General features: G+C 49.0%; 23 protein-coding genes. 15 read left to right on the top strand and 8 right to left on the bottom strand.

The window, feature by feature from the left end; genetic code table 11:
• Window positions 1–340 precede the first annotated feature (340 nt).
• Complete coding sequence (locus J0A67_RS20570) at window positions 341–1,660, top strand: Gfo/Idh/MocA family protein (RefSeq protein ID WP_206571274.1); 1,320 nt, start codon at window positions 341–343, stop codon at window positions 1,658–1,660.
• 164 nt (window positions 1,661–1,824) lie between these two features.
• Here J0A67_RS20570 and J0A67_RS20565 read toward each other — a convergent pair whose 3' ends face one another.
• Complete coding sequence (locus J0A67_RS20565; RefSeq protein WP_206571273.1) at window positions 1,825–2,832, bottom strand: SMP-30/gluconolactonase/LRE family protein; 1,008 nt, start codon at window positions 2,830–2,832, stop codon at window positions 1,825–1,827.
• A 151-nt stretch (window positions 2,833–2,983) separates the two neighbouring features.
• Between J0A67_RS20565 and J0A67_RS20560 the strand changes: the two genes are divergently transcribed.
• Together J0A67_RS20560 and J0A67_RS20555 are read left to right on the top strand one after the other, a co-directional pair.
• On the top strand, window positions 2,984–3,778 hold the full coding sequence (locus tag J0A67_RS20560) for a hypothetical protein (protein WP_206571272.1): 795 nt from the start codon (window positions 2,984–2,986) through the stop codon (window positions 3,776–3,778).
• A 523-nt stretch (window positions 3,779–4,301) separates the two neighbouring features.
• Window positions 4,302–5,432 carry an ATP-binding protein gene (locus tag J0A67_RS20555; RefSeq protein ID WP_206571271.1) on the top strand — a complete coding sequence of 377 codons (1,131 nt, stop codon included), beginning with the start codon at window positions 4,302–4,304 and terminating at the stop codon, window positions 5,430–5,432.
• 1 nt (window position 5,433) lies between these two features.
• On the opposite strand, the gene J0A67_RS20550 is transcribed toward J0A67_RS20555, so the two are convergent.
• The 3 genes from J0A67_RS20550 to J0A67_RS20540 all read right to left on the bottom strand — a co-directional run bounded on the left by J0A67_RS20550 (window position 5,434) and on the right by J0A67_RS20540 (window position 8,356).
• Window positions 5,434–6,675 carry a sugar isomerase gene (locus J0A67_RS20550; protein ID WP_206571270.1) on the bottom strand — a complete coding sequence of 414 codons (1,242 nt, stop codon included), beginning with the start codon at window positions 6,673–6,675 and terminating at the stop codon, window positions 5,434–5,436.
• 98 nt (window positions 6,676–6,773) lie between these two features.
• Entirely contained in the window at window positions 6,774–6,956 is a 183-nt protein-coding gene (locus J0A67_RS20545; protein ID WP_206571269.1) for a hypothetical protein, read from the bottom strand.
• The gene (locus J0A67_RS20540; protein ID WP_206571268.1) at window positions 6,953–8,356 is read right to left on the bottom strand and encodes a purine-cytosine permease family protein; all 1,404 of its coding nucleotides are present in this window, start codon (window positions 8,354–8,356) and stop codon (window positions 6,953–6,955) included. The genes J0A67_RS20545 and J0A67_RS20540 overlap by 4 nt, the downstream gene beginning before the upstream one ends.
• Before the next feature lie 269 nt (window positions 8,357–8,625).
• Between J0A67_RS20540 and J0A67_RS20535 the strand changes: the two genes are divergently transcribed.
• From J0A67_RS20535 to J0A67_RS20510, 6 genes are all read left to right on the top strand, one after another.
• A complete protein-coding gene (locus J0A67_RS20535; protein ID WP_206571267.1) occupies window positions 8,626–10,746 on the top strand; it encodes a bifunctional aldolase/short-chain dehydrogenase in 2,121 nt (706 codons plus the stop codon).
• Window positions 10,747–10,796: 50 nt separating this feature from the next.
• Entirely contained in the window at window positions 10,797–11,834 is a 1,038-nt protein-coding gene (locus J0A67_RS20530; protein WP_206571266.1) for a GntR family transcriptional regulator, read from the top strand.
• Between the two features lie 194 nt (window positions 11,835–12,028).
• On the top strand, window positions 12,029–13,357 hold the full coding sequence (locus J0A67_RS20525; protein ID WP_206571265.1) for an FGGY-family carbohydrate kinase: 1,329 nt from the start codon (window positions 12,029–12,031) through the stop codon (window positions 13,355–13,357).
• Between the two features lie 15 nt (window positions 13,358–13,372).
• Window positions 13,373–14,131, top strand: coding sequence for a (Fe-S)-binding protein (locus tag J0A67_RS20520; protein WP_206571264.1), 759 nt, complete (start codon window positions 13,373–13,375; stop codon window positions 14,129–14,131).
• On the top strand, window positions 14,128–15,486 hold the full coding sequence (locus tag J0A67_RS20515; RefSeq protein WP_206571263.1) for a lactate utilization protein B: 1,359 nt from the start codon (window positions 14,128–14,130) through the stop codon (window positions 15,484–15,486). Before J0A67_RS20520 ends, J0A67_RS20515 begins: the two co-directional genes overlap by 4 nt.
• Entirely contained in the window at window positions 15,483–16,043 is a 561-nt protein-coding gene (locus J0A67_RS20510; protein WP_206571262.1) for a LutC/YkgG family protein, read from the top strand. Before J0A67_RS20515 ends, J0A67_RS20510 begins: the two co-directional genes overlap by 4 nt.
• A gap of 62 nt (window positions 16,044–16,105) precedes the next feature.
• Here J0A67_RS20510 and J0A67_RS20505 read toward each other — a convergent pair whose 3' ends face one another.
• Together J0A67_RS20505 and J0A67_RS20500 are read right to left on the bottom strand one after the other, a co-directional pair.
• The gene (locus J0A67_RS20505; protein WP_206571261.1) at window positions 16,106–16,486 is read right to left on the bottom strand and encodes a VOC family protein; all 381 of its coding nucleotides are present in this window, start codon (window positions 16,484–16,486) and stop codon (window positions 16,106–16,108) included.
• Window positions 16,487–16,584: 98 nt separating this feature from the next.
• Complete coding sequence (locus J0A67_RS20500) at window positions 16,585–17,574, bottom strand: NHL repeat-containing protein (RefSeq protein WP_241265278.1); 990 nt, start codon at window positions 17,572–17,574, stop codon at window positions 16,585–16,587.
• Between the two features lie 152 nt (window positions 17,575–17,726).
• Between J0A67_RS20500 and J0A67_RS20495 the strand changes: the two genes are divergently transcribed.
• Both J0A67_RS20495 and J0A67_RS20490 read left to right on the top strand, forming a co-directional pair.
• Window positions 17,727–18,554, top strand: coding sequence for a sugar phosphate isomerase/epimerase family protein (locus tag J0A67_RS20495; protein ID WP_206571259.1), 828 nt, complete (start codon window positions 17,727–17,729; stop codon window positions 18,552–18,554).
• A 113-nt stretch (window positions 18,555–18,667) separates the two neighbouring features.
• The gene (locus J0A67_RS20490) at window positions 18,668–19,264 is read left to right on the top strand and encodes a DUF2911 domain-containing protein (protein ID WP_206571258.1); all 597 of its coding nucleotides are present in this window, start codon (window positions 18,668–18,670) and stop codon (window positions 19,262–19,264) included.
• Between the two features lie 13 nt (window positions 19,265–19,277).
• Here J0A67_RS20490 and J0A67_RS20485 read toward each other — a convergent pair whose 3' ends face one another.
• Window positions 19,278–20,273 (bottom strand): hypothetical protein, encoded by a 996-nt coding sequence (locus J0A67_RS20485; protein ID WP_206571257.1) that lies wholly within the window; start codon window positions 20,271–20,273, stop codon window positions 19,278–19,280.
• A gap of 317 nt (window positions 20,274–20,590) precedes the next feature.
• On the opposite strand from J0A67_RS20485, the gene J0A67_RS20480 reads away from it, so the two are divergent.
• The 4 genes from J0A67_RS20480 (at window position 20,591) to J0A67_RS20465 (ending at window position 24,184) form a co-directional block, all read left to right on the top strand.
• Window positions 20,591–21,685 carry an alkene reductase gene (locus J0A67_RS20480; RefSeq protein WP_206571256.1) on the top strand — a complete coding sequence of 365 codons (1,095 nt, stop codon included), beginning with the start codon at window positions 20,591–20,593 and terminating at the stop codon, window positions 21,683–21,685.
• Window positions 21,686–21,809: 124 nt separating this feature from the next.
• Window positions 21,810–22,724 carry a DnaJ C-terminal domain-containing protein gene (locus tag J0A67_RS20475; protein WP_206571255.1) on the top strand — a complete coding sequence of 305 codons (915 nt, stop codon included), beginning with the start codon at window positions 21,810–21,812 and terminating at the stop codon, window positions 22,722–22,724.
• Window positions 22,711–23,022: a chaperone modulator CbpM gene (locus J0A67_RS20470; protein ID WP_206571254.1), complete on the top strand. Its 312-nt coding sequence runs from the start codon at window positions 22,711–22,713 to the stop codon at window positions 23,020–23,022. The genes J0A67_RS20475 and J0A67_RS20470 overlap by 14 nt, the downstream gene beginning before the upstream one ends.
• Before the next feature lie 61 nt (window positions 23,023–23,083).
• Entirely contained in the window at window positions 23,084–24,184 is a 1,101-nt protein-coding gene (locus J0A67_RS20465; RefSeq protein WP_206571253.1) for an acyltransferase family protein, read from the top strand.
• 93 nt (window positions 24,185–24,277) lie between these two features.
• Here J0A67_RS20465 and J0A67_RS20460 read toward each other — a convergent pair whose 3' ends face one another.
• Window positions 24,278–25,669 carry a sulfatase-like hydrolase/transferase gene (locus J0A67_RS20460; RefSeq protein ID WP_206571252.1) on the bottom strand — a complete coding sequence of 464 codons (1,392 nt, stop codon included), beginning with the start codon at window positions 25,667–25,669 and terminating at the stop codon, window positions 24,278–24,280.
• Window positions 25,670–25,739 lie beyond the last annotated feature (70 nt).

The raw sequence follows: 25,739 nt of genomic DNA, 5'->3' as shown, positions 1-25,739 counted from the left end.
ACGATCGGATGTCCCTTTTGGGGCCAATCTGTTTTGTACTTCTGCGGTTTCCCGTCTCAGACATTTACCCGGTGGTAAGTGCCCCTTTGTACCCGATTTCAAACTTTCAACTAACCGCCCGACATTCTATTGTCGGCCTTTTATCTCTTACTTGATAGGTTTAAAGTTGACTGATTATCAGCAGGATTCCAAATTTCACCCCAATTACTTCTCCACTATTTTTCCACTAAAAAGGAGGGGTATTTCCACATATTATAAACACTGTTACGGCTTCTGCACCTATTCCCGAGTGTCTGCTGCTTCTTTTTTGCTATTTTGTATCGCCCAACCCAAAACAACCATGACCGACCGCAGAAACTTCCTGAAATCCTCCTCCCTGCTAATTGGCGGCCTTTGGCTCAGCCCAAACATTGCTGCCGCTAGAGCCAGGATCGCCCCCAGCGACCAAGTACGCGTCGCGCTCATCGGATGCCGCAACATGGGCTTTGGCATACTCAAACACCATTTGGCACTACCGGATGTGCGCTGCATCGCCCTTTGCGACGTGGACCAGAACGTACTGGAGGAAAAGCTTGGAGAAATCGAAGCGGCAACCGGGACACGTCCTGAGGGATTCCAAGATTTCAGAAAAGTCTTGGAGCGCCAGGACATCGATGCCGTGATCATCGGTACGCCAGACCATTGGCATTGCCTGATCGCGGTTGCGGCTTGCCAAGCAGGCAAAGACGTCTACGTGGAAAAGCCCATGGCAAACAGCATCGGCGAGTGCGACTTGATCCAGCAAGCCGGCAAGCGATTCGACCGGGTCATCCAAGTGGGACAGCAACAACGATCCGGACAGGCTTTTATAGAATCAAGGGATTTGGTCAAGAGTGGCCACTTGGGCAAAATTCGTAAGGTCAACATTTGGTCAAACTTCAACTACGGACTCGGAAATGAAAAAGTACCCAACTCAGCCGTGCCCAAAGGTGTCGATTATGGCTTTTGGCTGGGACCCGCGCCCCAGCGGGACTTCAATTCCAACCGATTTCACGGGAGCTGGAGGCACTTTTGGGATTACGGGGGTGGACTGATGTCGGATTGGGGAGTGCATCTTTTGGATATGGCGATTTGGGTGGAAGAAAATCCATCTGCCCCATCCAGGGTATTGACCTATGCCCGTAACGTTAATACGGAAAACCGAGATCGAGATACGTTTGACACGATGAACGTGCTTTTTTCCAAAAAAGACTTTCTGATCAACTATGACATGAACGGAGGGCTGCAAACCGGCCCCTACGAAAAGCCTTATGGGATAGCCTATGTTGGAGAAAAGGGAACCTTGGTCGTCAACCGAGGCGGCTATGAAATCTATCCCGAGTGGGACGGAACAGCCAACGCCCCAAAATGCGAAGCCAAAAAACTAGAAGGCACCAAAGAGTCCCATAATCTGCACGTAGCCAACTTTGTGGATTGTATCAAAACCCGGAAACAAACGGTATGTCCACCTGAAGCAGGCAGAATAGCGGCTCTGCATGCTCATATCCCAAACATAGCCGCTAGAGTCGGGGCGGAAGAACTGCTATGGGACGACGCAAAACGCGAGTTTGTCGGAAACAAGGCAGCCAACGCGTTGATATGGCCTGACTATCGGGAGCCTTGGGTACTACCAAAGCTTTAAAGGGAATTAAAACCCATGTGCTGCTTCAGGATAAGCAGCGCAACGCTAAACTTTATTTCATAAAGGCGTTAACTCCGCCCAGCCTGACAATAATCCATAGTCCCAACTTTCCAACCTCCTAGCTTCCATACTTCCTAACTTTTAGCTTTCTGAATTTAGCTTTCTCACTTCAAAGCAATTCTCATCAAATACGCATCAGCGGTCATATATAGGTATTTTTCACCTATATCAAACCCACAATTTGCCGTTCCGTTTTCGGTCATTATCGTACCCAGAAGTTTTCCTTCAGGACTAATCACCAAAACTCCGCCCGGTCCGGTAGCAAAGAGAGTTCCGCTAGAATGAACCTTTAATCCATCAGGAAGACCCTTTCGGGATTCGCTCTGGAGTGGAGAGGCGTCAAACAGGACTTTTCCCGAAATCACATTTCCACTCTCATCCAAACCAAATGCATAATACCTCGCCTTCTCCGGATCAGACTGGGCTATGTAAAGCGTCTTTTGGTCGGGGCTCAAGGCTATTCCATTAGGCCGACTTAGCGAATCCACCAGAAGACTGACCTTGCCATCCTGATCCAGACGATAGACACCCTGAAAATCCAGCTGCTTTTCATCCCAAGGATCCATTCCATAGGGAGGATCGGTGAAAAAGAGTTGACCGCTAGAATTAAATACGAGGTCATTTGGGCTATTAAAGCGCTTGCCTTCATAGCCGGTCGCCAAAGCTTCAAATTCGGATTTGGGTGCATCAAGCGATGCCAGCATTTTACCCACTTGCCTTTCTCCATGTTGGCACAGGATAAGATTGCCGGAGGAGTCCAAAGCCAAGCCATTGGCCCCTGGCTCGTGCTTATCCATCCGATCACCCAAATATCCAGATGGACTCAAATACAGTGACAGACTGTCCTTCTCGGTCCATTTCCAGATTTTGTTGGCAGGCACATCCGTAAAAATCAAGGCCTGCTGATCCTCCAGCCACAGCGGCCCCTCCGCCCATTCAAAACCGGAGGCCAAGACTTCGATCTGGGCATCGGCCGGAATCAAGGCGTTGATCGCAGAATCAAGTCGCTCTACGGAGCCGATGGTATTGAATTTAGAAACAGCTTCTTGCTGGATTTTTGGGCTGGAGCAAGCAGCCAAGACAAGAATTGCAAACCAACAGGATTTTTTCATGGTCTTTTGGGTCTTGAAAAAAGGAAGATAACCGATTCGGCCCAGAAGTCCGACACTGGAAGAGCCAATACCAAAAAACTAAACCCAAGCCACACTATAACATTGGTTTTCAGCACACGTTAAACTAAATTCACAACCCAACCATCTTGCCATGAGACAATTAAGCATCTTTTTCTTTTCGCTATTTTCAGGGCTTTGCTCGTGTGAAATCAACCAACGTGTGGACCCCGCAATCAATGAACCAGAGAACTTGAACGAGGTCAGAACCCTACTGAAGGATCAACTTTTTACTCCAACAGGTAAGCTTCGATCAAGAGATCAATATCAGTCTGATGAAAATGGGCTCCATTTCAGAAGTGACTTTTATTATAGTCAAAGTGGAGATATAGCTTTAACTATTGGGATTTATGAAGGAGGAGACAGCGGGGGAATTTTCGGTTTTTCCGAAGGCGACACTACAGGAGCAACGACCTATCACTACACCGCTGATAGACTAACAGAAGAAAAATCCTTCAACTTAAAAAATGGCGAATTCACTCTTAGCGGAGCTCTTACATACTCCTATACTGACTCTGGCAAACTCTTTCAGATCCTAAATGATAAAAAAGAACCCATAACCACCCATTATTACAATGAAAAGGGACTTTTGACCTCAAAAAAATACGGCAAAAATCAAGATATGGAAGTAGATGAATTCTCATATAATGATCAGGATCAAGTGATCTTACATGTACAAAGCTCATTAGGCACACCTCTTTTCGAGCACTATTTCCGCTACGACTCTAAAGGCCGACTGGTGGCAAAGGAAACCTGGTCTATGCCGAACGACAAAGAAAATGTATTCCAATATTTCTACAACGACCAAGATCAATTGATCAAAGAATTGGAGTTCTATCCTCAGTGGGGTTTCACACAAAGGTTTAAAAGGATTTACAGCTACTATTAGAAGGAAATCTGGTCGACTGATAAGTTTCAAATATTACAAACCACTCGCTGTCGCGTCTTTCCCCCGCTTGGCAATCTGCTGTTCCCGGATTTCTTCGTTTCTGTAGAAAGCCAAAGGATCCCCTTCTCCCCCGCTTTGGATGCGCACTTCCCTCACCAAAGCTCTGACGTCGGTCAGAAAAGGAAACTGGACGCCAATTTTACACTATGAAACTCAATACATGGAACTCTATCATTTGCCTGAGAATATCTCAGAATTTAGGAACTTGGCGAGAGAGAACCCTGAAAAACCAAGAAACTCTACGCTTCCTATATGAATGGCTGATTGATACAAAGCCAATCTTCCTATTGAAAAATCCACCGGCAAGCCCATTGTTTTGAGAGGACTCAAGTAGGCCATTAGAACGCCAATTAACCGTTGCCAAGCCATCAACTTCATAAATTCATAGAAATTTGTGAAGTTTACTTCATAGATTTAGCTAAATTTATGAAGTTAGATTCATGGATTAAAAGCTAGAAGCGTAGTGCAAGTACCCCGAACCATTATCTCTCAACTTGAAGATCAGCTTTTCAAAGGCAAAGTCCTGATCCTCTATGGCGCCAGAAGAACTGGGAAAACCACTTTAGTGAAATACCTGCTTTTGAAATTTCCTGATAAATCGGCATACATTAATTGTGAACTTCAGGAATACAAAGACGCCCTTTCCACGACTAATTCCGGGCTTTTGACAGAATTTATCGGAAATCGGGAGCTGATCATTTTTGATGAGGCTCAGCATATTGCCAATATCGGTCTTGTATTGAAAGTACTGGTGGACACGTTTCCGCAAGTTCAATTCATTGCAACGGGGTCTTCCAGTTTTGAACTTTCGGGAATAGTCTCCGAGCCTCTTACCGGCAGATCACGTCAGTTTCTCCTGCTTCCTTTTTCGTTGGAGGAAATCGGCCAATCACTCAATCCCATTCAGATCAAAGCCAATCTGCCCAATTTCCTGAGATTCGGACTTTACCCCCAGGTGTTCAACAGTGTTGGGGATGAAAAAATCGAAGAACTTTCAGAGATCTCTTCCAACTACCTGTACAAAGACCTGTTCCAATTTGAGCAAGTCAAAAAACCGGAATTGATTTTCAAGCTTTTGACAGCCATAGCTTTGCAGACGGGAAGTGAGTCTTCCCTTAATGAGTTCGCGCAAATCACCGGAACGAATGTGCACACGGTCAAGCGATACTTGGAGCTGTTGGAAAAATCATTTGTGATCTTCAGACTGAATTCATTCAGCCGAAACCTGCGTAAGGAATTGGCCAAAAGCCAAAAAATCTACTTCTACGATGTGGGAATCCGCAATGCAGTGATCCGCAACTTCAATCAAATGAATCTACGAACAGATGTAGGAGGACTTTGGGAAAACTTCTGCATCACCGAACGGATCAAGTTCAACCAAAATCACCGAAGGTTTGTCAATACCTACTTTTGGAGAACCTACGACCAAAAAGAGATCGACTACATCGAGGAAAAAGACGGACATCTGACCTGCTTTGAGTTCAAGTATGCAGAAGGAGCTCCAGGAAAGTTCCCCGCAGAGTTTTCCGAAACCTATCCTAATTCAAGCTTTAAGGTGATTACTCCGGGTAATTTCTATGAGCTTTATAAGTGAGTTACAACCCACTCGCCTGAGAATTCTTGCCTCGCTTTGCGATTAGCTTTTCCCGGATCTTCTCCTTTCGGTAAAAAGCCAAGGGATCATCCTCGCCTCCACTCCTCACTCTGGCTTCACGGACCAAAGCCCTGACATCGGTCAAAAAAGCATCCTGCAAAATTTCCTGCGCTCCTACCACATCACCTTCTACTTGGCACTGGGCCAGCTTGGCACGATCTACCAGGAGTGCCTTTGCATAGGCCTGAGCAATGGATTCTAGCGCTTGGATCAAGTCCTCGATCGGATCCTTCGTGTTGTGGCTGGCATCGATCATCCAAGAGATGCTCTCCCAAGCTTGGGCATTTTCCTCCGCTCCTCCGACCAACTCGCAGAAAATGAGGAAAAGCTGATAGGGCTTGATGCTACCGGTACTCAAGTCATCGTCCCCAAACTTGCTGTCGTTGAAGTGAAATCCCGCCAACATGCCCTGATGCATCAGGGTGGCGACGATCTGCTCGATATTGGTATTGGGCAGGTGGTGGCCAAGGTCCACGAGCACCTTGGCTCGACCGCCCAGCTGCCTGCATAGGAACGAGGAGGTACCCCAATCCGGAATTACGGTATGGTAAAAATTGGGTTCGTAGGGTTTATACTCCAGCAACAGTTTCCAATCATCCGGCATCTTGGAGTAGATGGATTTCAAGGATTCCTCTGTCCATTGTAGAGCCTTTCGAAAATGCGCCTGCCCAGGAAAATTGCTTCCGTCCGCCAACCAAACGGTCAGCCCTTTGCTGCCCAGACTTTTTCCGATTTCAATCACCTGGATATTATGCTCCACCGCCTGTTGACGAATGGCGGCGTTCGCATTGCTCAAAGAACCCATCTTGTAGCTGAGCGATTGTCCGTAGTCCTGGAAGGTATTGCTGTTCATTGCGTCAAAGGATATACCCAGCTCGGCCGCTTTTTGTCGAATGGCTTGGGCGTCCTGGGGAATATCCCAGGGAATATGCAGGGACACCGCATCGGTCTTCTTTGTTAATCTGGCCAATAGGCCTATATCATCGAGTTTCTCTTCTAGGTTTCTCGGCTCTCCACCGATTGAAAAGCGTCCAAAACGTGTGCCTCCGGCTCCCAAAGCCCAGCTGGGCACAGCAATTTGAAAAGCGGAGATTTTGGAAAGAAGCTCCTGAATATCGATTCCTTTTTCTGCGAGTTGTTCAGAAAGAAGAGAAACGGATTTTTGATGGAAATCAGTTGACATAGGTTAATGGTTATTGAGTGATTGGACAATAGTGTTTTTGTCCATATAACATCGATCTGTAGCATACCGAGGCAAAGCTAGCCGCTTCTACCAACTGCCTACTGAGACTGCTGACTGCTTTTGTTTATCCAAAAAGGTGCCGTCACCATCCACGCCACCATCCCGACACCCATCCAAAGCTTCATAGGATCCATTTCCAGTTTTCCAAGGAAAAGCAAAACAGGCGGCACGATGGACAGCACCAAGCCGGCAAAGGATACAATTTTCAGGATGTTTTTCATGCAGCAAGGGATTTGGCGATGGGATATTTCACTTTGGAGAGAATTACAAAAATAGCCACCGCTACAAACCAACCCGGCAGACCGAGGAAGAAGATTTCCACACCGTAAAACAGGTTGAGGCCGAGACAAAATACCAGAGTCAAAACCCAACTCAGAAAGGCAGGCAGGCTAAAGTCCGATTTGGAGCTTAAGGCTCCCTCTGATCGAAAGCCCATTTTCTCCGAAAAGTAAAAATCAGCAAAGATCACCGCTCCCATAGGCATGAGTAGCAAGCCATACAGTGCTACAAAATCCAAGAGCTTCATCACCAAGGCCGGGAAACATGCCGCAAGAGAGGTGATTCCCCCCACCACCGCCGTGATTTTCCATGTAGCGACTTTTGGGAAAATCCCCTGTAGCGCCAACCCAGCCCGGTAAATCGTGGGGTTGGCCGTGGTCCAACCCGCAATCACCACGCAGACGGCACCAGCTATACCAAGCGTCTGATAAGCAATAGGCCCGGGAGCAAATTCCTGCGAACCGGAGTTTGCCTGCAAAAACACGGCATATAGCACACCCGAAGCAATCCAAGCCACAAAGTGGCCTAGATAAACTCCGGCAAACACAGCAAAACCAGAGGTCCAAGACTTGGCATACCGAAGAATAGTTAGGTCAGACATGCCAATATGCATGGCCATATTGCAAAACCACGCAAAGAAGATCACGTGCCAAACCGAAAACCGGGACATGCCTGGAAGTGGCACGCCATTCCAGATCACCTCCCGCGCTACCGTCACCAAGCTTTCGGCAGAGCCAACCCCAAGCTGGGACAACCCCACGATAGCAGCAGAGAAAAATATCAGAATCATCCACGGCGACATCACATTGGCAAACTTAGACACTTGGGAATAACCCTGTATCGCCACCAGCGTCACCACTGCACCAAGGAGAAGTACCGTCACCACCCAACCTGCAGTCCGGGGAAACCAATCGGCAAGGGTCGGCATCTCCAAATCAAAGGGAATGCCTACAGCAGTGGCGGACACTGCAATCATCGACCCAGCCAGAAAACAGAACATCAGGGCGTTGACCAGATTGTACCAGCGGACGACGTTTTTGCCTGCGATGCGCTCCAGCTGATAGTAAAGCGTCATTCGCTTGGCAGTGGCAATAGGTGCGGTGATCAGCGCCCAGCTCAGCACTGCTAGAAGATTGCCGATCAAAAGACCAAATACCAAGTCACCAGCACTTACGCCGTGGGCGACAAAGAGCGGCCCAATTACAAACTCAGTCCCTGCGGTATGCTCCCCTGCATACATCCCCAAAAAACTCCTACTACCCTTTAGACTTTGCTCGGGGACGGGTGTCCGCTCGAATTCGTTGGTGCCACCGACAATTTTCTTGAAAAAACGATTGCTCATCTGGGATTTTTTTTGGCTGAATTAAAGAAACAGACTTACCTGCTCTGTCCTGCTGTGTCCGAATGAAATTATGCCGTTTGTCCTATGTTTATTTTGGAAACTGTTAATTTCAAGGCAAATTTTCAGGACTTGAATCCTAAAGACGGAATTCCTTTTTCCTTAGCAAAAATAAAAAGTCAAAAAAATCAATCATCACTCAAGACACCACAGGATACCTATTGGGTTGATTTCAGGGAAATTCATCCTGTCACTAATAGACCTGTTTAACAATGAACATACCGATTATGAGTTTCAAATATGTAAGCTACCTATGGGACGAGGCGAAAGCAGCCAAACTGGAGGGCAATGAGGTCGACCTTTTGATCTACCGATCCAATATTCTCGGTGCAGACTTGAGAATCACCAATTATGGTGGGGGAAACACTTCCTGCAAGACCACCGAACTCGACCCCCTGACCAAAGAGCCGGTGGAAGTCATGTGGATCAAAGGCTCCGGAGGTGATATTGGGACCATGACCCGCTCCGGACTGGCGGGGCTATACGTGGATAAGCTCCGTTCATTGAAGGGAATTTACCGGGGCATCGATTTCGAAGACGAGATGGTCGAGCTGTTCAACCACTGCATCTACGACTTGGCTTCCAAAGCTCCTTCCATCGACACACCGCTCCACGGTTTTTTGCCTTTCAAACACATAGACCACCTACACCCTGATGCTGCAATTGCCATCGCTGCTTCCAAAGACGGGGAAAAGATCACCCAAGAACTTTGGAAAGGCGCCATCGCATGGGTTCCTTGGCAGCGTCCGGGCTTTGACTTGGGGCTTCTGCTCAAAGAAACCTTGGACAACAACCCCGGCATTCGGGGCATTATGCTCGGCGGACACGGATTGTTCACGTGGGGAGACACCGCCTATGAATGCTATATGAACAGCCTCGAAGTCATCGAGACTGCATCGGCTTATTTAGCTGAAAACTATGGAAAGAAAAGGCCCGTCTTTGGAGGGGAGAAAGTTTCCTCGCTGGCTCCCGAGCAGAGAAAGATTCAGGCGGCAAAGCTCGCTCCCATCTTGAGGGGCTTGGCTTCTTCAGAAAAAAGAATGGTCGGCACTTTCAATGATGGCGACACCGTCCTGCAGTTTATCAACAGCCACGATCTTAGCAAATTGGCTCCGATGGGAACCTCCTGCCCAGACCACTTTTTGAGAACCAAAATCAGCCCGCTCGTACTCGACCTAGCAGCAGACGCTGATCTCAGCGACGTTAGCGCACTGAAGGAATCCATCGGTGCGGCCTTCCAAGCCTATCGCGAGATGTATGCTGATTACTACGAAAAACATAAACATCCCAACAGTCCCGCTATGCGCGACCCGAATCCGGTCGTGATCCTCTGGCCGGGAGTCGGCATGTTCAGCTACGCGAAAGACAAGCAGACCAGCCGCGTTGCTTCAGAATTTTACATCAACGCCATCAATGTGATGCGTGGCGCAGAAGCGGTATCCGAATACGTTTCCCTTCCGCTTCAAGAAGCCTTTGACATTGAATATTGGCTTCTTGAAGAAGCGAAACTTCAGCGTATGCCCAAAGAAAAACCGCTCTCCCGCAAAATTGCCCTCATCACGGGCAGCGCTGGGGGTATCGGCAAGGGCATAGCCGAAAAATACGTCCAAGAAGGTGCCTGCGTCGTCCTGACCGACATCGACCAGTCTCGCTTGGACGGCACTGTGGCTGAGTTTGAGAAGAAATACGGCAAGGACGTCGTGCTGGGCGCTCAGCTGGACGTGACCAATACGGAGAGTTTGGCAAGTGCAATCCAAGCCACCTGCCTGAAGTTTGGCGGGATAGACATTGTCGTGAACAATGCAGGCATCTCCATCTCCAAAGGTTTCGAAGATCATACAAATCAGGATTGGGATCGTCTGAATGACATCCTTGTCATGGGCCAATATCACGTATCCAGAGCCGGGGTCAGCCTGATGAAGCAACAAGGCTTAGGAGGTGATATCGTGAATGTTGTGAGTAAAAACGCTTTGGTAGCTGGACCAAAAAACGTAGCTTATGGTACGGCAAAGGCCGCGCAGCTACACATGTCACGACTGATGGCTGCAGAACTGGCGGAAGACAAGATTCGCGTCAACGTGGTAAATCCCGATGCTGTGATCGAAAACTCCAACATCTGGGAAGGTGGATGGGCCGAAAATCGGGCCAAAGCCTATGGCATCGACGTCAAAGACCTTCCGCAATACTATGCAAACAGAACCTTGCTGAAAGAAAGTGTCAAAGTGAGCGACATCGCTGACGCGGCATTCGCCTTCGTCGGAGGACTGCTCTCCAAGACTACCGGAAATATGCTTAATGTGGACGGGGGCTTAGCAGCTGCCTTCCCTCGATAATTTCGATTGGAGATTACCCTATTTGCCCTAACCCAATAACCCAATAACCTATGCTTCTTGACAAATCCGAAAAAATCGCCGTGGAATCGCGCACGCCGAAGTACCTCCAGGTAGTCAATTTGATCCTGGAGGACATAGAGAAGGGAAAGCTCAAAATTGGAGACCGGATTCCTTCTATCAATGAGACCAGTTTTGATTTTTTGCTTTCAAGGGACACTGTCGAAAAAGCCTACAACGAGCTGCGTGACCGAGGAATCATCTCCTCGGTTCGCGGCAAGGGCTTTTATATCTCCTCCACGAATATGGGGCACAAATCAAAAGTACTCTTGCTTTTCAACAAGCTGAGTTCCTACAAAAAAATCATCTACTATTCCATCATTGAAACCTTGGGATCCCAAGCTTCGGTGGATCTGCAGATCCATCACTACAACAGAAATCTGTTGGAGGATCTGCTGGAAACCAACTTGGGCAATTACAATTATTATGTCTTGGCGCCGCATTTCTTTGACAACGCTGGACATCCGGAGACGGGCTACGATCTGATCAAACGCATTCCAAAAGACAAGCTGTTGATTATAGATCGTGCAGTCAAAGACCATGAAAATGAGTTTCCAGGGGTCTATCAGGATTTTTCCAAAGACATCTTTGAGGTTTTGGAATCGGGTATTTCCCATCTACGAAAATATCAGCGTTTGATTCTCGTATTTCCGAAGGGTGACTTATACCCAGTTGAGATTATGGATGGTTTCAAGCGTTTCTGCTTTTTCCATGACTTCAAAAACCTCATTGTCGATGGCGTGGACGACGACGAGCCCTTGGATGAAGGGGATTGCCACATCGTCTTGGCGGAATCGGACTTGGTGAATATCGTGAAGAAATCCAGAGAACAGCTGCTCAAGCTAGGTCGCGATGTCGGAGTCATCTCCTACAACGACACCCCACTTAAGGAAATCCTCGCCGACGGCATTACGACCATTTCCACCGACTTCCAAAGCATGGGCAAAACTATCGCAGAGCAAATCCTGGGAACTGAAGACCGGATTCCCATCAAAAATCCTTTTCGGATGACGCTGAGAAAGTCTCTATAGAAGGTTGAGGAGTTGAAAAGCAAGCTCAGACTGAGCGTATGCGAATTCCTCAATTGAAGGATTGGTATCGAATGCCTGCCAAACCGCCGGATAATAAAATTGGGCTAGCCCTAGATTAAATAAGTACCGTCGTCAATCGCCTAGCCTGCTAGACGCTGTTCTAAGCGCCGGAAATCGTATTTCGTGAATTGTAAATGAAAAAAATCCCCGTTACCGCTGTCTTTGATATCGGGAAGACGAACAAGAAATTCTTTCTTTTTGACGAAAACCTCAAGGAGGTCCACAATACGTATACTCGCATGGATGCCGTTCCGGATGAGGATGGCTTTCCGAGCGAACCTGTTCTTCCCCTGAGAGAGTGGATGCTCGAAACCTTTACCGAAGCCCTGAAGTCGGAAAAATTTGAAATCAAGAAACTGAACTTCTCCGGCCATGGTGCGTCTTTCGTCCACACGGATGAAGTAGGCGAACCGGTCACTCCTCTGTATGACTACCTAAAGCCTTTTCCCGAGGACTTGCTTAAGAAATTCTACACCGAAAACGGTGGAAAAATGGCCTTTTGCCAGCAGACTTCCTCACCTCCCTTGGCAATGCTCAATTCCGGTTTGCAGATCTATTTCTTAAAGCACGCCAAACCGGAATTCTTCAAAAACGTACGCCACTGCCTACACCTGCCCCAATTCCTCAGCCTCATCTTCACCGGCGAGATGGTGTCTGATTACACCAGCATAGGTTGTCACACTGGGCTCTGGGATTTTGAGAAAATGGGCTACCACGAGTGGGTGAAAAGGGAGGGCATCGAGCCGCTTCTTCCCCCAATCCTTCCAGGCGACGCCTTGCTGACAACCAAACCTGAACTGGGCTCTATCCCTTGTGGGATCGGTGTGCACGACTCATCGGGCGCACTTTTGCCTTATCTAAAACAGGAAAAAGAGCCCTTTGCCCTGCTCTCCACCGGCACCTGGGCCATCAGCATCAATCCGTTCAACAAAACGGCACTTTCCGAATCCGAACTGACCAAAGACTGCCTCCAATTCCTCAGCATCAGTGGACAGCCGATCAAGATCTCACGCCTTTTCATCGGAGAGGAACACAAGTATCAGGTCGAGGAAATGTACGCATTTTGGCAGCTACCTCTTGGCACCTACAAAAAACTGAAGTTCGATCAAACGCTGTACGAAAAAGTCAGCGAAAAAGACACTAAGCGAATAGGTTTCAAATACCTCAAGCCCCAAGACTATGGACTGGAAAGAGCCGACGCAAGCGATTGGGCAAGCTTTCCGGAATTTACCGAAGCCTACTACACCTTTTTGCACGAGTTGACGGACATCCAAGTCGCTTCCCTTAGGCTTGTGCTGGACGGTGCTCTTGTGAAGAAGCTCTATGTGGACGGAGGCTTCAACGCCAACCTGATCTTCCTGGAGATGCTTCGCAAAAAGCTACCTGGACTGGAGATTATTCCAAGCGATTTCCCCAACGGCTCCGCATTGGGGGCGGCGATGTTGGTGAATATGGAATCCTGACCTTAACTTTCTGCCATGATTTCCGATTCTCCAAAAATTGGGCTTTTCATCCCTTGCTACGTAGATCAATTTTATCCCCAAGTGGGAGTGGCAAGTCTGGAACTGCTCGAAAAACTGGGCTGCAAGGTCTCCTATCCCATGGGCCAAACCTGCTGCGGTCAGCCTCTCGCCAACTCAGGCTACGAGCGTGATACCGCCGGCGCGACAAGGCATTTCATCGAACTTTTCAAAGACTTTGACTATGTGGTCGCGCCCTCGGGAAGCTGCGTTCTGCATGTCAAAGAACACGTTCCTGCAATTCCGGGATTGGAAAATGAACAAGCCAAGTTGCACCACAAGGTGTTTGAGCTGACCGAGTTCATCACCGATGTACTGAAAGTCGAAAAGATCGAGGGCAAGTTTCCGCACCGTGTGGGTTTCCATTCCTCCTGTCACGGACAGCGAGGGCTAAGGCTTTCATCGAGTTCGGAGCTCAACCAGAACCCGTTCAACAAAGCCAAAAAGCTGCTGGAAAATCTGGAAGGCCTGGAATGGGTTGAGCTGAGTCGTACCGACGAGTGCTGCGGCTTTGGGGGGACGTTTTCCGTCACCGAGGAGGCCCTTTCCGTCAGGATGGGCAAAGATCGGCTCGAAGACCACGCCCAACACCAAACCGAAATCCTCACTGGTGGAGATATGTCTTGCATCATGCATCTGCAAGGGATAGCCACCAGAAACAAGCAGCCTTTGAAGTTTCTCCATATTGCGGAAATCCTAAACCAAGCGATCTCATGAGCCATCCTGAGAATGCAAGCGAATTTCTGAAAGATCAGGCCCAAGCCAAGTGGCATGACGAGACGCTGTGGTTTGTGCGCGACAAGCGTGACCGTATCAGCAAGACCATACCAGAATGGGAAGACCTGCGAAACCTTGCCTCCCAGATCAAGGACAACGTACTGGCCAACCTAGGCCCTTATCTGGAGCAGTTTGAGGAAAACGCCAAGAAAAACGGTGTCCAAATCCATTGGGCCAAGGACGGAGAAGAGCACAACCGCATTGTCCTTGATATCCTAAAGCGCCATGACTGCCAGGCCATTGTCAAGAGCAAATCCATTCTGACTGAGGAGTGTCATCTAAACCCTTTCCTTGAAAAAAACGGGATAGACGTGGTCGACACGGACTTGGGCGAGCGGATCGTGCAGCTCCTTCACCAGCCACCAAGCCATATCGTACTTCCGGCCATCCACCTGAAAAAGGGCGAGATTTCCGAGCTGTTTCACGAAAAACTCCATACCGAAAAAGGCAACGAAGATCCGGCCTATCTTACCCAAGCGGCTAGACTTCACCTGCGCGAAAAGTTCCTCGGTGCCAAAGTAGCCCTCACTGGTGTCAACTTCGGCATCGCCGAAACGGGCGAATTTGTCGTCTGTACCAACGAAGGTAACGCTGACATGGGCGTACACCTCGCGGATGTCCATGTAGCCTGCATGGGGATCGAGAAGATCCTTCCTAGGAGAAAAGACCTCGGAATATTCCTGAGGCTTCTTGCGAGGTCTGCCACTGGGCAGCCGGTGACCAACTACAACTCGCATTTCCGAAGCCCCGCACCGGGAAGAGAACTGCACATCATCTTGGTGGACAACGGCCGCACCGCACAGCTGGCGAGGGAGAAATTCAAAAACTCGCTCAAGTGCATACGCTGCGGCGCCTGTATGAATACCTGCCCAATCTATCGAAGAAGCGGTGGCTTTAGCTATGGCAGCACCGTCCCCGGACCGATCGGCTCCATCCTTTCTCCGGGCTTGGATATGAAAAAACACAGCACCCTACCCTTTGCCTCGACGCTTTGCGGCAGCTGCTCGGATGTCTGTCCGGTAAAGATCAACATCCACGAGCAGCTCTACGAATGGAGACAGGAAATCACCAAAGCCCATGGAGAGCTAGGCAAAGGCCTGTCGATGTGGATTGCAGCGGGCATTTTCAAAAGCCCTCTCGCGTACAAGATCTCTGGGAGTCTAATGCGAAAAGCGCTCAAAACCCTTCCTGACAGCCTGATCTACCACCCGATGAATGCTTGGGGAAAAAGCAGAGACCTGCCTGAAGCGCCAAAGGAATCCTTCCAGCAATGGTATCAAAAGAACCGATCATGAGCAGTAGAGAAGCCATCCTATCCGCGATCCGAGGAATCAAACTTGAACCCAAGCCTCTGCCGGAAATCCCCGAATTTGGTATTCAGGGAGAGATCGAGGCGACTTTTGTGCAGTCCATTTTGGGTAACAAAGGAGAAGTATTAAGCCAGGCAGAATTTGAAACTTGGTTGACTGCATCAAATCACCCAAAACTGATTTCGCGCTCCACACATTTTTCAGACTTGTCCACTATCAGTCTTCCCGAAGATCCGCACCAGCTAAATGACCTAGATCTGGCGATCTTGGACGGTCAGTTTGGCGTGGCTGAAAACGGGGCGATTTGGCTGGAGGATGCAGATTTGGGCTTGCGTGTCGTGCCCTTTATTGCCGAACATCTCGTGATCGTTTTGAACAAAAAAAACCTGGTGGCTACTATGCACCAAGGCTACGAGCGTATCGGCAGCGCGACTTCCGGATTCGGGGTATTCATAGCGGGCCCTTCAAAAACTGCGGACATCGAGCAAAGCCTCGTCGTCGGTGCCCACGGAGCAAAAAGCCTGAGAGTGGTATTGATTTGATTTTCAAGAAAAAGGCCTGTCGACATTTGAAATTCCGACAGGCCTTTCTTGACACGCTCGATTCAGCTTCGCGAGTGTATGGCAATTCGATTGCCCTCCGAATCCAAAAACACACCCATATACCCGATATCCGGCGCGATCAGTTTCTTATCTATTTGCACCTTCCCTCCGGCTGTTTCCACTTTCGCTAGCTGTACCGCACAGTCTTCTGAAGAAAAATAGACTAAGGTGCCTGCGAAGTTGCTCGTTTCGTAGAAATCCTTGTGATAAACCAGACTCCCCCCTGCACCCTTTCCATCATCACCCCAGGGAAACCAGGCCATTTCGAAATCACCCATGACTTGCTTGTCCAGCTTACAGTCAAACACATTTTCATAGAAAGTGATGGCCCGATCCATGTCATTGACCGGAATTTCAAACCATCCTACGGTTACTTTTTTCATAGCTTTAGTTATTAGAGATTTGAGATTTGGGACTGCGCTACCCGCCAATCCTCTTGATACTGGCTACTTGGTACTGAATACTAGATACCAAATACCCACTACACCCTGGTCAACTTGATCGGATATGTTTTTCCGGCATTCCACTGGCAGACATAGATGTTCTCGTCCTGATCAATACACACATCGTGACAATGCTTGAACACCGGCTCCTTTTGAAGCATAATTTGGAGCTCCCCATTTCGGTATTCTGGAGCCGTTCCTCCTGGATTGGAGACAACCTTGTTGTTTTTGTCCAGGATAGTTACAAAACCTGAGTTGTCCGTCTGTTCGAGATATCTTAGTCGCGACCAGCAAACCCCGGCATAGAGGTTTTCCCGATGGATCACGGGACGGCAGACAAATGCCCCTGGGAGAAAAATGGTCTCCAAATATTCTCCATCCATAGTAAACCGCTTGAAGGAATTGTGCCCTCTGGAGGTACAAAGAAGCGTTGGAGCCTTTCCTCCACGCTGGTCGATCGCTATCCCGTGGGCCGTGCTAAACTGCGCGTCTTGATTGCCCTTTCCGCCAAATTTCCGGACAAAGTTTCCGTCTTTGTCGTATTGGAGGAAAAACTGGGAGCCATAGCCATCGGCAATGTAAAGATCTCCGTTGGGTGCAACGGCTGTTTCCGTCGGTACCCAAGGCATTTTTTCGGTATAGATTTCGTTGGTCAGCGGGGAGGAAATTTCCGCCACCACTTTACCATCTAGGCTAGTCTTGACCACTTTGCCCCCATTGTCCACTACCCAGAGGTACTCAGCGTCCCCCTCATCTACAAGAGAAAGTCCGTGTGCGCGATCCAATCCAAGTGTCCATGTGCTGAGAAGCTTACCGGACTGGTCATAGATGATCACGTTGTTTTTGGCCTCGTCAGTCAGCATGATCATGCGACCCTTGCGATCCATGACCATCTCATGGCAGTTTACCACCGGGACTTTGGTCGGATCGAGATTGCCCCATTTGGTGTCGACTTTGTATTTGAAATCGCCGTGACCGAGTATCTGGTCTTGGGCCGCCAAAAGGGAAAAATCGGGTTTAATGCTCATTGCTAATCCTAGTAAGGAAGTGTTTTGGATAAATTTTCTTCTTGAATTCATAAATAGAATGCTGGGCAGACAATTTAGGGAAAATGCCCTTAACATCTTTCCTGAATCTTCAAAAATCCATAGCTTACAGCATATCCAAAATACCCTAGACTATGAAATTCAAATCCCTGTTTTTGGCGATGTTCCTCATCGCCCCCCTGGGTCTGAAAGCTCAGGAAATTGCCCTTCAACTTTACTCCCTTCGAAACGAGATGAAGGTCGATCCTGTCAAATACCACCAAATGATCTCCGACTGGGGGATATCGGCTCTTGAAGGAGGCGGCGGCTATGGCATGTCGGATGCCGAATATTCCAAACTGCTCAAAGACAACAATCTCCGGATCGTGGGGGTGGGTGCCGACTACAATAGACTGAAATCCGATCCCGAAGGCATCATCGCCGATGCGAAAAAACACGGTGCCAAGTACGCCACCTGCTACTGGATCCCTCATACAGAAGGGCCTATCTCTATGGAAGACATCAAAGCGGCAACAGAGCTGTTCAACAAAACCGGCGCAATGCTGGCCAAAGAAGGGATAACCTTGACCTATCATCCCCATGGCTATGAGTTTGCCAACTCCGGCTCTGGAACCCCAATGGACTATATGTTGGAAAATGCCAAAAACTTCCAATTCAACATGGATGTGTTTTGGGTAAAGATGGGCGGAGGCGACCCTCTGGCCATCATGAAGAAATATCCCGGCAAATTCCCCCAGCTCCATCTCAAAGACCGGAAGAAAGGCACAAATGGATCTGCTGATGGACACGGCGACGTAGAAACCAACGTCGTTCTAGGTACGGGGGACATCGATATCGCAGGATTGATCCAAGAAGCAAAAAAGCAAGGAACTAAATACCTCGTGATCGAGGATGAAAGCAGTCGGTCGGTGGAGCAGATTCCTCAGAGTGTGGCTTTTATCCAAAGTCAATTGAAAAAATAGGCCCCAACGCCTAGTGAATACCTAATCCGACTGGGGGAAGCTTTGCAAGAAAGCTCCTAACCCAGTCGGTTTTTTTGTAGCTTTCCCTCCTTAAATCCATATCGAACAAACCCATGAAAAACACCAAATCCTTGCTACTTGCCTTCACGCTGTTCATCACCTCGTCCTTTGCCGCAATGGCCCAGCTGCAAGCACCAGCAGCTAGCCCTTCCGCATTTGTTTCACAAAACGTAGGCTTTACCAAGATCAGCATCTCCTATTCCTCGCCTGGAGTGAAGGGAAGGAAAATTTTCGGAGAACTCCACAAATACGGAGAAACTTGGAGAGCTGGGGCAAACAACCAGACCATTATCGAGTTTAGCACCGGAGTCAGTGTCGGCGGAAAAAACCTTCCGGCAGGCAAGTACTCCATCTTCATCACGCCGGCTGCTACAGGAGAATGGACAATCCACTTGAACAAAAAAGCTGAAAGCGTGTACGCCTATACTAAGGATGGCAAAATCGACGAAGCAGCGGTGGCTGCCGACGATGCCGTCGCGGTAAAATCCGCACCTAAGATGGGCGAAAACACCGAGCGGCTGATCTACACCATCTCCGCTGAAAACAACAAAGTCGCTACCGTCACCATGGCTTGGGAAAAAGTATCGGTCTCATTCCAGGTAGACACACAAGCGGATCAAAAAATCGAGCAGTTCAAAAGCCAGTTTTAACACTGTGCCTTCTTCAAAATCCCGCCTGACGACTGCTGGGCGGGATTTTATTTTTTATCTCAATGGGAGAGTTGCTTCCCCAAGCCTCACCAAAAAACAGTCGAATCCCGTTTTTCTCCTGCAAATCCAAGAGTCGATTATAATCCGCTACAGTGGGCAAGCCAACCGCCAAACGATTTGTATCCACCATGGGAAGTGCCTCGTCGCTGACTTCTCTCTCCAAAATTCCATAGGACTCAACCTGACGTCCTGACACTATGGATTGATACCAATTGTCGATCAGGGTAAACTCAAAGGGCGAAATCTTGCCAAGACCCAAGTCTCGTCGAAGGGAGTCTTTGAGTGCGGGGTAAAGCGTATCGGCTTTTGCAAAGCGTTCGGAAATCGAATTGTAGTGCGAAAGTATCGTTGAGGCCCAAACCGAATTGCCGATCAACATCTCTCCGGGATAACCGACTTGATCCATGATACTTCGAATTTCCTCCACCCTTTTCTTTGCCTTTGGCGCAAATTTCTTTTCGGCATAGCGATCCTGCCTTTCTGCTGAAAAGGTGAACAAACCTCCCAAGGCCTGCCATTGATCCTGGATGAAAAGCCGCTTTACCTGTTCCCGGATTTCTGGGTAGGGCACGGGAATTCTTCGTGTACGTTTTGATATGGATTTCAAGGAGTCGCCCAGCCCCAGCTCAAAGTCGGAATTATCCCTAAGTTCCTTTTTTGCTTTTTTCCAATCCCAACCCCTTTCAAAAGCCTTTCCTGAAAACCTCCGGAAAGACACGGAATCCCCTACGCGATAAGCAAGCTGGAGTGCAATCTTGAGGTCTTTTTTGAAAAGAAATTCGAAATCCCGCTCCAAACGTAGCGTAAGTGCCAAAGCCTCCTCCCATTCCTCCTGCAGAAGTGAGGCCTCGATCGCTCGAACAGAACGGTGGTAGTCCAAATAATCCTGCCCTTCGGCGGAAAAGAAAACGAATAGTAACCCGACTAAAAGAAATTGGCGGATGAGCATCCGGCAAGTTGCACATGAGCAACCTTGGCTCCTAGTTAAAAATTCTCTCCAAAGGTTAAAATTACTGCACGCTACCATCTGACACTTTCATCTCCTGCCTTTGGCATCGTTTAGGCACCTGTCTGTAAAGCTGGCTCGGAAATCCATACCCTTTTCGGGGCTTGTTTTCAATAAATGGGATTTATGGGCCGGGAGAGACCAAACATTGGGAACTGCCTGATACAAGGGTACCGAGTACACGCATTCCCCATCTGGGGAACAAATTCCCGACCTGATCGACTGAAACAAAAACTTTAACACTTCTAAACAAACCAACTATGAAACTTTTAACTCCAACCACAATCGGGGATCTTCAACTCAAAAACCGGATGGTCATGGCTGCTATGACCCGCAGTCGCGCACCTGAAGACGGACTGGTCCAGGAAATGACCGCCACGTATTATGCCCAGCGCAGCAGCGCAGGTCTCATCCTCAGCGAGGCGACCAATATCTCGAAAGACGCAATAGGAAGCCCATTCACACCCGGCCTTTACACTTCGGGACAGGTGGAAGCTTGGAAAAAAGTCACCGAGACCGTTCACGATGAGGGAGGATTGATCTTTGCCCAGCTATGGCATACGGGCAGGGTCGGCCATTCCGTCGACCGCTCCAACAAGCTTCCCCTAGCACCATCGGCCATTGCGATTGAAGGACAGCGTCACTTCACGTCGGAAGGCATGAAAGACTTCGAAACCCCAAGGGAAATGTCTCTCGAGGATATTCGGCAAACCATCCTCGACTACCGACAGGCGGCACTTTATGCAATAGAGGCAGGCTTTGATGGAGTCGAGCTCCATGGCGCGAATGGCTACCTGCCCAACCAGTTTCTTGCGGATAGCTCGAACCATAGAAAAGACCAATATGGAGGATCAGTGGAAAACCGATGCCGTTTTATGCTGGAAGCCTTGGAGACAATCTGCGAAGCGATCGGCTCCTCCAAAGTTGGCGTGAAGCTGTCTCCGCTCGGCACCAACAATGGGATCCAACTGGAAGATCCGGTTGGCACTTTCTCCTATCTGATCGAAAAAATCAACGGTTTGGACTTGGCCTTCATAGAACTGGCTCGAAGAAGTCCCGACGCAGATCTCTTGCCGCGCTATCCAATCGAAAACGACGTCGCTCTATTTGGCGACTTGGTGAAGACTAGCCTCATCGCCAATGCCAACTACGACCGAGAGTCCGGCGAAAAAGAATTGATTAAAGGGAAAGCGGATGCCATTTCCTACGCAAGACTTTTTCTTGCCAATCCTGATCTTCCAAAACGATTTGAACTGGATGCGGATTTAAACGAAGCCGATCCCAAAACCATGTACGGCGGTACAGAAAAAGGATATATCGACTATCCTCTCCTAAACCAAAAAGTCGAAGTCTAATCCGGAAAGGCAATCGCAAACGTATGAGCATTTCCGGGACGGAAATTTCCCGGATATCGCCATAGTGACTATATTTAGTCAGGTAGCATTTGCAATCTCCCCAACCTAGCAAAATTACTTGCCAATGGATTTTATTGATTATTACCAGACGCTTGGTATCCCAAAAGATGCCACCGAAGCAGACGTCAAAAAAGCCTACCGAAAACTCGCTCGGAAATACCACCCGGACGTTAATCCGGACGACAAGGAAGCAGATCGGAAGTTTAAGGAAATCAATGAAGCCAATGAAGTGCTCAGCAATTCCGAAAAGCGTAAGCAGTACGACAAGTATGGCAAGGACTGGAAGCACGCAGAACAGTTCGAACAGCGGGATTCCGGGGGCTACACCTATCGCCAAAGACCGGATACCGGGGATTTTGGAGGGGGATTTTCAGAGTCGGACTATTCGGATTTTTTTGAATCGATGTTTGGAAGCAGCGGCGGAGGCTTCAGTCAGGGCGGCAGGCGGGCGAAGTTTAGGGGACAAGACTATCACGCTGAGCTGCATCTAAACCTTAGGGACGCCTACCGTACCCACCAGCAGGTACTCACCGTAAACGGAGAAAAAATCAGGCTGACTATCGCGGCTGGGATTGCCGACGGACAGACGATCAAGATCAAGGGAAAAGGTGGAAAAGGAGTCAATGGAGGTCCCGATGGCGACTTATACATCAAATTCCATCTGGAAAACGACACCGCCTTTCAGCGGGAAGGAGACCAACTCTTCGCTACAGTAGATTTGGATCTATATACCGCGATCCTCGGCGGTGAGATCGTAGCGGAAACCTTCGATGGAAAGGTGAAACTCAAAGTGCCCTCTGAAACGCAAAGTGGAACCAAGGTCCGCCTAAAGGGAAAAGGATTTCCCCGGTACAAAATGGAAGGCGAATTTGGAGACCTGATCCTCACCTACGCCGTGAAAAACCCAACCAACCTAAGTGAAGCGGAAAAACAACTTTTCGAACAACTGAGAAAACTCCGACATCATGGCAAATCCTAAACTCATACTCATCGAAACCCTATGCACTCACTATAAGATCGAGGTTTCCTTCATCGACTCCTTGAGCGAGCTGGGATTGATAGAATTGTATACGGTGGAAGAAATCCAATATTTGCCCGAAGAAAAACTCAGCTTGCTTGAAAAAATGATTCGGATCCATCAAGACCTCCAAATAAATCCAGAAGGCATAGACGTGATCTTTCGCCTACTCGACAAAGTGGAAACACTCAACAAGGAGCTGCAGGAGGCGAGGCGCAAACTCAAGGAGCTGGGCGTAAAAGAAGATGAAAGCTTCTAGCCTATCCAGTTTCGAAACAAATCCTGGTCCTACCCCCACTATTCCAAACCCAAAATCCTGAATGACCCCAACCATCCCACCCACCCAAAGACTGGTTTCATTGGATCTGTTTAGAGGCCTGACCATGTTTTTGCTCATCGCGGAGGCAGCCCATGTCTACGATGCTTTGCTCGAGCTTTTTCCAGATGGCAGTAGCCTCTATCCCTTTTTCCTCCAGTTTACCCATCACGAATGGAACGGACTTAGATTTTGGGATTTGATCCAGCCCTTTTTCATGTTTATCGTGGGTGTGGCCATGCCTTTTTCGCTCAACAAAAGACTGGCTCTATCAGAAAACCGCAGCGCTGTCACACGCCATATTCTCAAGCGATGCCTGCTTCTGTTTCTCTTTGGTACCGGTCTGCACTGCATCTACGCGGGTAAGCTAGTATTCGAACTCTGGAACGTATTGACACAGCTTTCCTTTACGGTGCTGGTCACCTATCTCCTGATCGACAAGGGATGGAAAATCCAACTGGGTACTTCATTGGGACTGCTGGCCTTGACCGAAGTCCTTTACCGAATTTACAATCCTGAGACACCTTTTGTCCACGGCACTAACTTCGGCAACTATACCGACCAAATTCTTATGGGCAAGATCAACAATGGGGGTTGGGTCGCCATCAATTGCATCCCGACGGCAGCCCATACGATCTGGGGAGCGATCTGCGGTAACGTCCTACTTTCTGCCAAACCCGCTGCGGAAAAGATTAAGATTTTTGTCATTGCGGGCGTCATTGGACTAGCGATAGGCTACGGACTGGACTGGGCGGGGATTACTCCGATCATCAAGCGAATCAGCACCACAGCCTTTGCCTTCGCCTCCGGAGGTTGGGCGCTGCTGGCACTGGCCTTCAGTTATTGGCTCGTAGACGTGAAAAACAAGCGCCAAGGCATCTTCCTCTTTCTAGTCGTGGGGATGAATTCGATCTTCATCTACCTCTTTGCCGAGATCCTCGGCCGTTGGCTCAATAGCACCTTGGCCATCTTCACCAGCGGGTTTCTCTCTTGGACAGGATTCGGAGAACATGGATTGGCGCTGGTTTCGGCCATAGCTACGCTGGCGGCCATGTGGGGGTTGTGCTACTTCCTCTACCGCAAGGGGATATTCTTCAGGATATAGTAAAAAAAAACGCCACAGCTTCACGGATTTGATCCGCTTAGCTGTGGCGCTTGTTTTCGTCAATTCAGACAGCGTTTCGGCCTCGAATTCGTTCTACTTCCCAAACCTATCCGGGTGGAGCTCGGAGTATCTTTTGTCCTCGGACAGACCCATGAAGATCGGGTCCATCAGGGACTTTTTCCACTTCTCCACCCGCTCGCTCAGTTCTGCTGCACGCTTGGCTTCGTCAGCCGCTAGGTTTCTCGACTCTGAGATATCCTTTTGGATATCGTAGAGAAACGTTTCCTTGGCAGTGGTGATCTGCTTGCTTTCCGGTGTGCGGACGGCAAACTTTCCCGCCTCATAGTTTCTCCAAAATAGCTGCTCATGCGGCAGATCCCGGCTTTCCCCGGTCAAATAGGGAATCAAATTGACCCCATCCAGTTCATTTTTGGGACTTGTCTTGGAGGCAGCGGCGGCTGTGGCAAAGATGTCCAAAGAAATCACCGGATGGTCATAGCGGAGGCCGGAGGGAATCATGCCCTTCCACTGCACTGCAAAGGGCACACGGATACCTCCCTCAAAGAAGTCACCTTTAAACCCTCGCAAAGGGGAATTGTCCGAGGCATTGTGGGGCGAAGGACCGCCATTGTCGGAAAGGAAAAACACCAGGGTGTTGTCGGTGATGCCCAGTTCATCCAGTTTGTCCAGCAGCGCGACCACCCCGTCGTCCACAGCACTTACCATTGCCGCATAGGTACGACGCTTAGTATCCTCGATGTGGGCAAAGCGGCTAAGGTATTTCTCGGTCGCCTGCAAGGGAGTATGCGGCGCATTGTAGGCTAAGTAGACGAAAAAGGGGGTCTCATGATTTCTCTCCACAAAGTCAATGGCCTCCCGAGACAGCGCGTCCGTGAGGTACTCTGTCTCATCCACCCGCTCTGTGTTGCGAAGCAGTCGGGTACGGTAGCCATCATATTGGGATCTGGCATCCTTGATGTCTGCGATGGTATAGTCCTCTGGAAAATAGTTGTGCCCTCCAGATAGGAAACCGTAAAACTCGTCAAAACCACGTTTATTAGGATGAAGGTCGGGATGCGCTCCCATGTGCCACTTGCCAAAGACTGCCGTGGTGTAACCTCCTCTTTTCAGCAGATCAGCCATCGTCTCCTCGCTGAGTGGCAAGCCCATCTTAGGATCATTTGGGGCGAAAAGCGGGTTTTTGGAAAAGCCAAACCTGTCCTGATACCTGCCGGTGAGCAGACCTGCGCGGCTAGGTCCGCAGACGGCATAGGATACGTAGCCAGACGTAAAAACTACGCCATTTTTGGCTATGCGGTCTATCCCAGGCGTGGGGATATCAGTGCTGCCGTTGAACCCTACATCTTTGTAGCCTTGGTCATCCGTAAGGATGATGATGACATTGGGTCTGTCTTGGACTGGGCGCTGCCGCGCAATACTTCCAGTGCCAATCAAAAGACAAAGGAGTAGGGGGAAAATTCTCATGGTAATGGGGTTTTTTAGCCTTGAAAGGGCAAGCTTGTCAAATTTAGACTTTTGCCCTAAAAAATTCCAT

Origin of the sequence: Algoriphagus aestuariicola, assembly GCF_017254835.1 — a bacterium.
Lineage (GTDB): Bacteria > Bacteroidota > Bacteroidia > Cytophagales > Cyclobacteriaceae > Algoriphagus > Algoriphagus aestuariicola.
This window is presented reverse-complemented; position numbering and strand designations above follow the sequence as displayed.

Bases quoted from the DNA above. Each gene is read 5' to 3' on its own strand.
- J0A67_RS20570 (WP_206571274.1), top strand. From the start codon at position 341: ATGACCGACCGCAGAAACTTCCTGAAATCCTCCTCCCTGCTAATTGGC.
- J0A67_RS20565 (WP_206571273.1), bottom strand. From the start codon at position 2,832: ATGAAAAAATCCTGTTGGTTTGCAATTCTTGTCTTGGCTGCTTGCTCC.
- J0A67_RS20560 (WP_206571272.1), top strand. From the start codon at position 2,984: ATGAGACAATTAAGCATCTTTTTCTTTTCGCTATTTTCAGGGCTTTGC.
- J0A67_RS20550 (WP_206571270.1), bottom strand. From the start codon at position 6,675: ATGTCAACTGATTTCCATCAAAAATCCGTTTCTCTTCTTTCTGAACAA.
- J0A67_RS20545 (WP_206571269.1), bottom strand. From the start codon at position 6,956: ATGAAAAACATCCTGAAAATTGTATCCTTTGCCGGCTTGGTGCTGTCC.
- J0A67_RS20540 (WP_206571268.1), bottom strand. From the start codon at position 8,356: ATGAGCAATCGTTTTTTCAAGAAAATTGTCGGTGGCACCAACGAATTC.
- J0A67_RS20535 (WP_206571267.1), top strand. From the start codon at position 8,626: ATGAACATACCGATTATGAGTTTCAAATATGTAAGCTACCTATGGGAC.
- J0A67_RS20530 (WP_206571266.1), top strand. From the start codon at position 10,797: ATGCTTCTTGACAAATCCGAAAAAATCGCCGTGGAATCGCGCACGCCG.
- J0A67_RS20525 (WP_206571265.1), top strand. From the start codon at position 12,029: ATGAAAAAAATCCCCGTTACCGCTGTCTTTGATATCGGGAAGACGAAC.
- J0A67_RS20520 (WP_206571264.1), top strand. From the start codon at position 13,373: ATGATTTCCGATTCTCCAAAAATTGGGCTTTTCATCCCTTGCTACGTA.
- J0A67_RS20515 (WP_206571263.1), top strand. From the start codon at position 14,128: ATGAGCCATCCTGAGAATGCAAGCGAATTTCTGAAAGATCAGGCCCAA.
- J0A67_RS20510 (WP_206571262.1), top strand. From the start codon at position 15,483: ATGAGCAGTAGAGAAGCCATCCTATCCGCGATCCGAGGAATCAAACTT.
- J0A67_RS20505 (WP_206571261.1), bottom strand. From the start codon at position 16,486: ATGAAAAAAGTAACCGTAGGATGGTTTGAAATTCCGGTCAATGACATG.
- J0A67_RS20500 (WP_241265278.1), bottom strand. From the start codon at position 17,574: ATGAGCATTAAACCCGATTTTTCCCTTTTGGCGGCCCAAGACCAGATA.
- J0A67_RS20495 (WP_206571259.1), top strand. From the start codon at position 17,727: ATGAAATTCAAATCCCTGTTTTTGGCGATGTTCCTCATCGCCCCCCTG.
- J0A67_RS20490 (WP_206571258.1), top strand. From the start codon at position 18,668: ATGAAAAACACCAAATCCTTGCTACTTGCCTTCACGCTGTTCATCACC.
- J0A67_RS20485 (WP_206571257.1), bottom strand. From the start codon at position 20,273: ATGCTCATCCGCCAATTTCTTTTAGTCGGGTTACTATTCGTTTTCTTT.
- J0A67_RS20480 (WP_206571256.1), top strand. From the start codon at position 20,591: ATGAAACTTTTAACTCCAACCACAATCGGGGATCTTCAACTCAAAAAC.
- J0A67_RS20475 (WP_206571255.1), top strand. From the start codon at position 21,810: ATGGATTTTATTGATTATTACCAGACGCTTGGTATCCCAAAAGATGCC.
- J0A67_RS20470 (WP_206571254.1), top strand. From the start codon at position 22,711: ATGGCAAATCCTAAACTCATACTCATCGAAACCCTATGCACTCACTAT.
- J0A67_RS20465 (WP_206571253.1), top strand. From the start codon at position 23,084: ATGACCCCAACCATCCCACCCACCCAAAGACTGGTTTCATTGGATCTG.
- J0A67_RS20460 (WP_206571252.1), bottom strand. From the start codon at position 25,669: ATGAGAATTTTCCCCCTACTCCTTTGTCTTTTGATTGGCACTGGAAGT.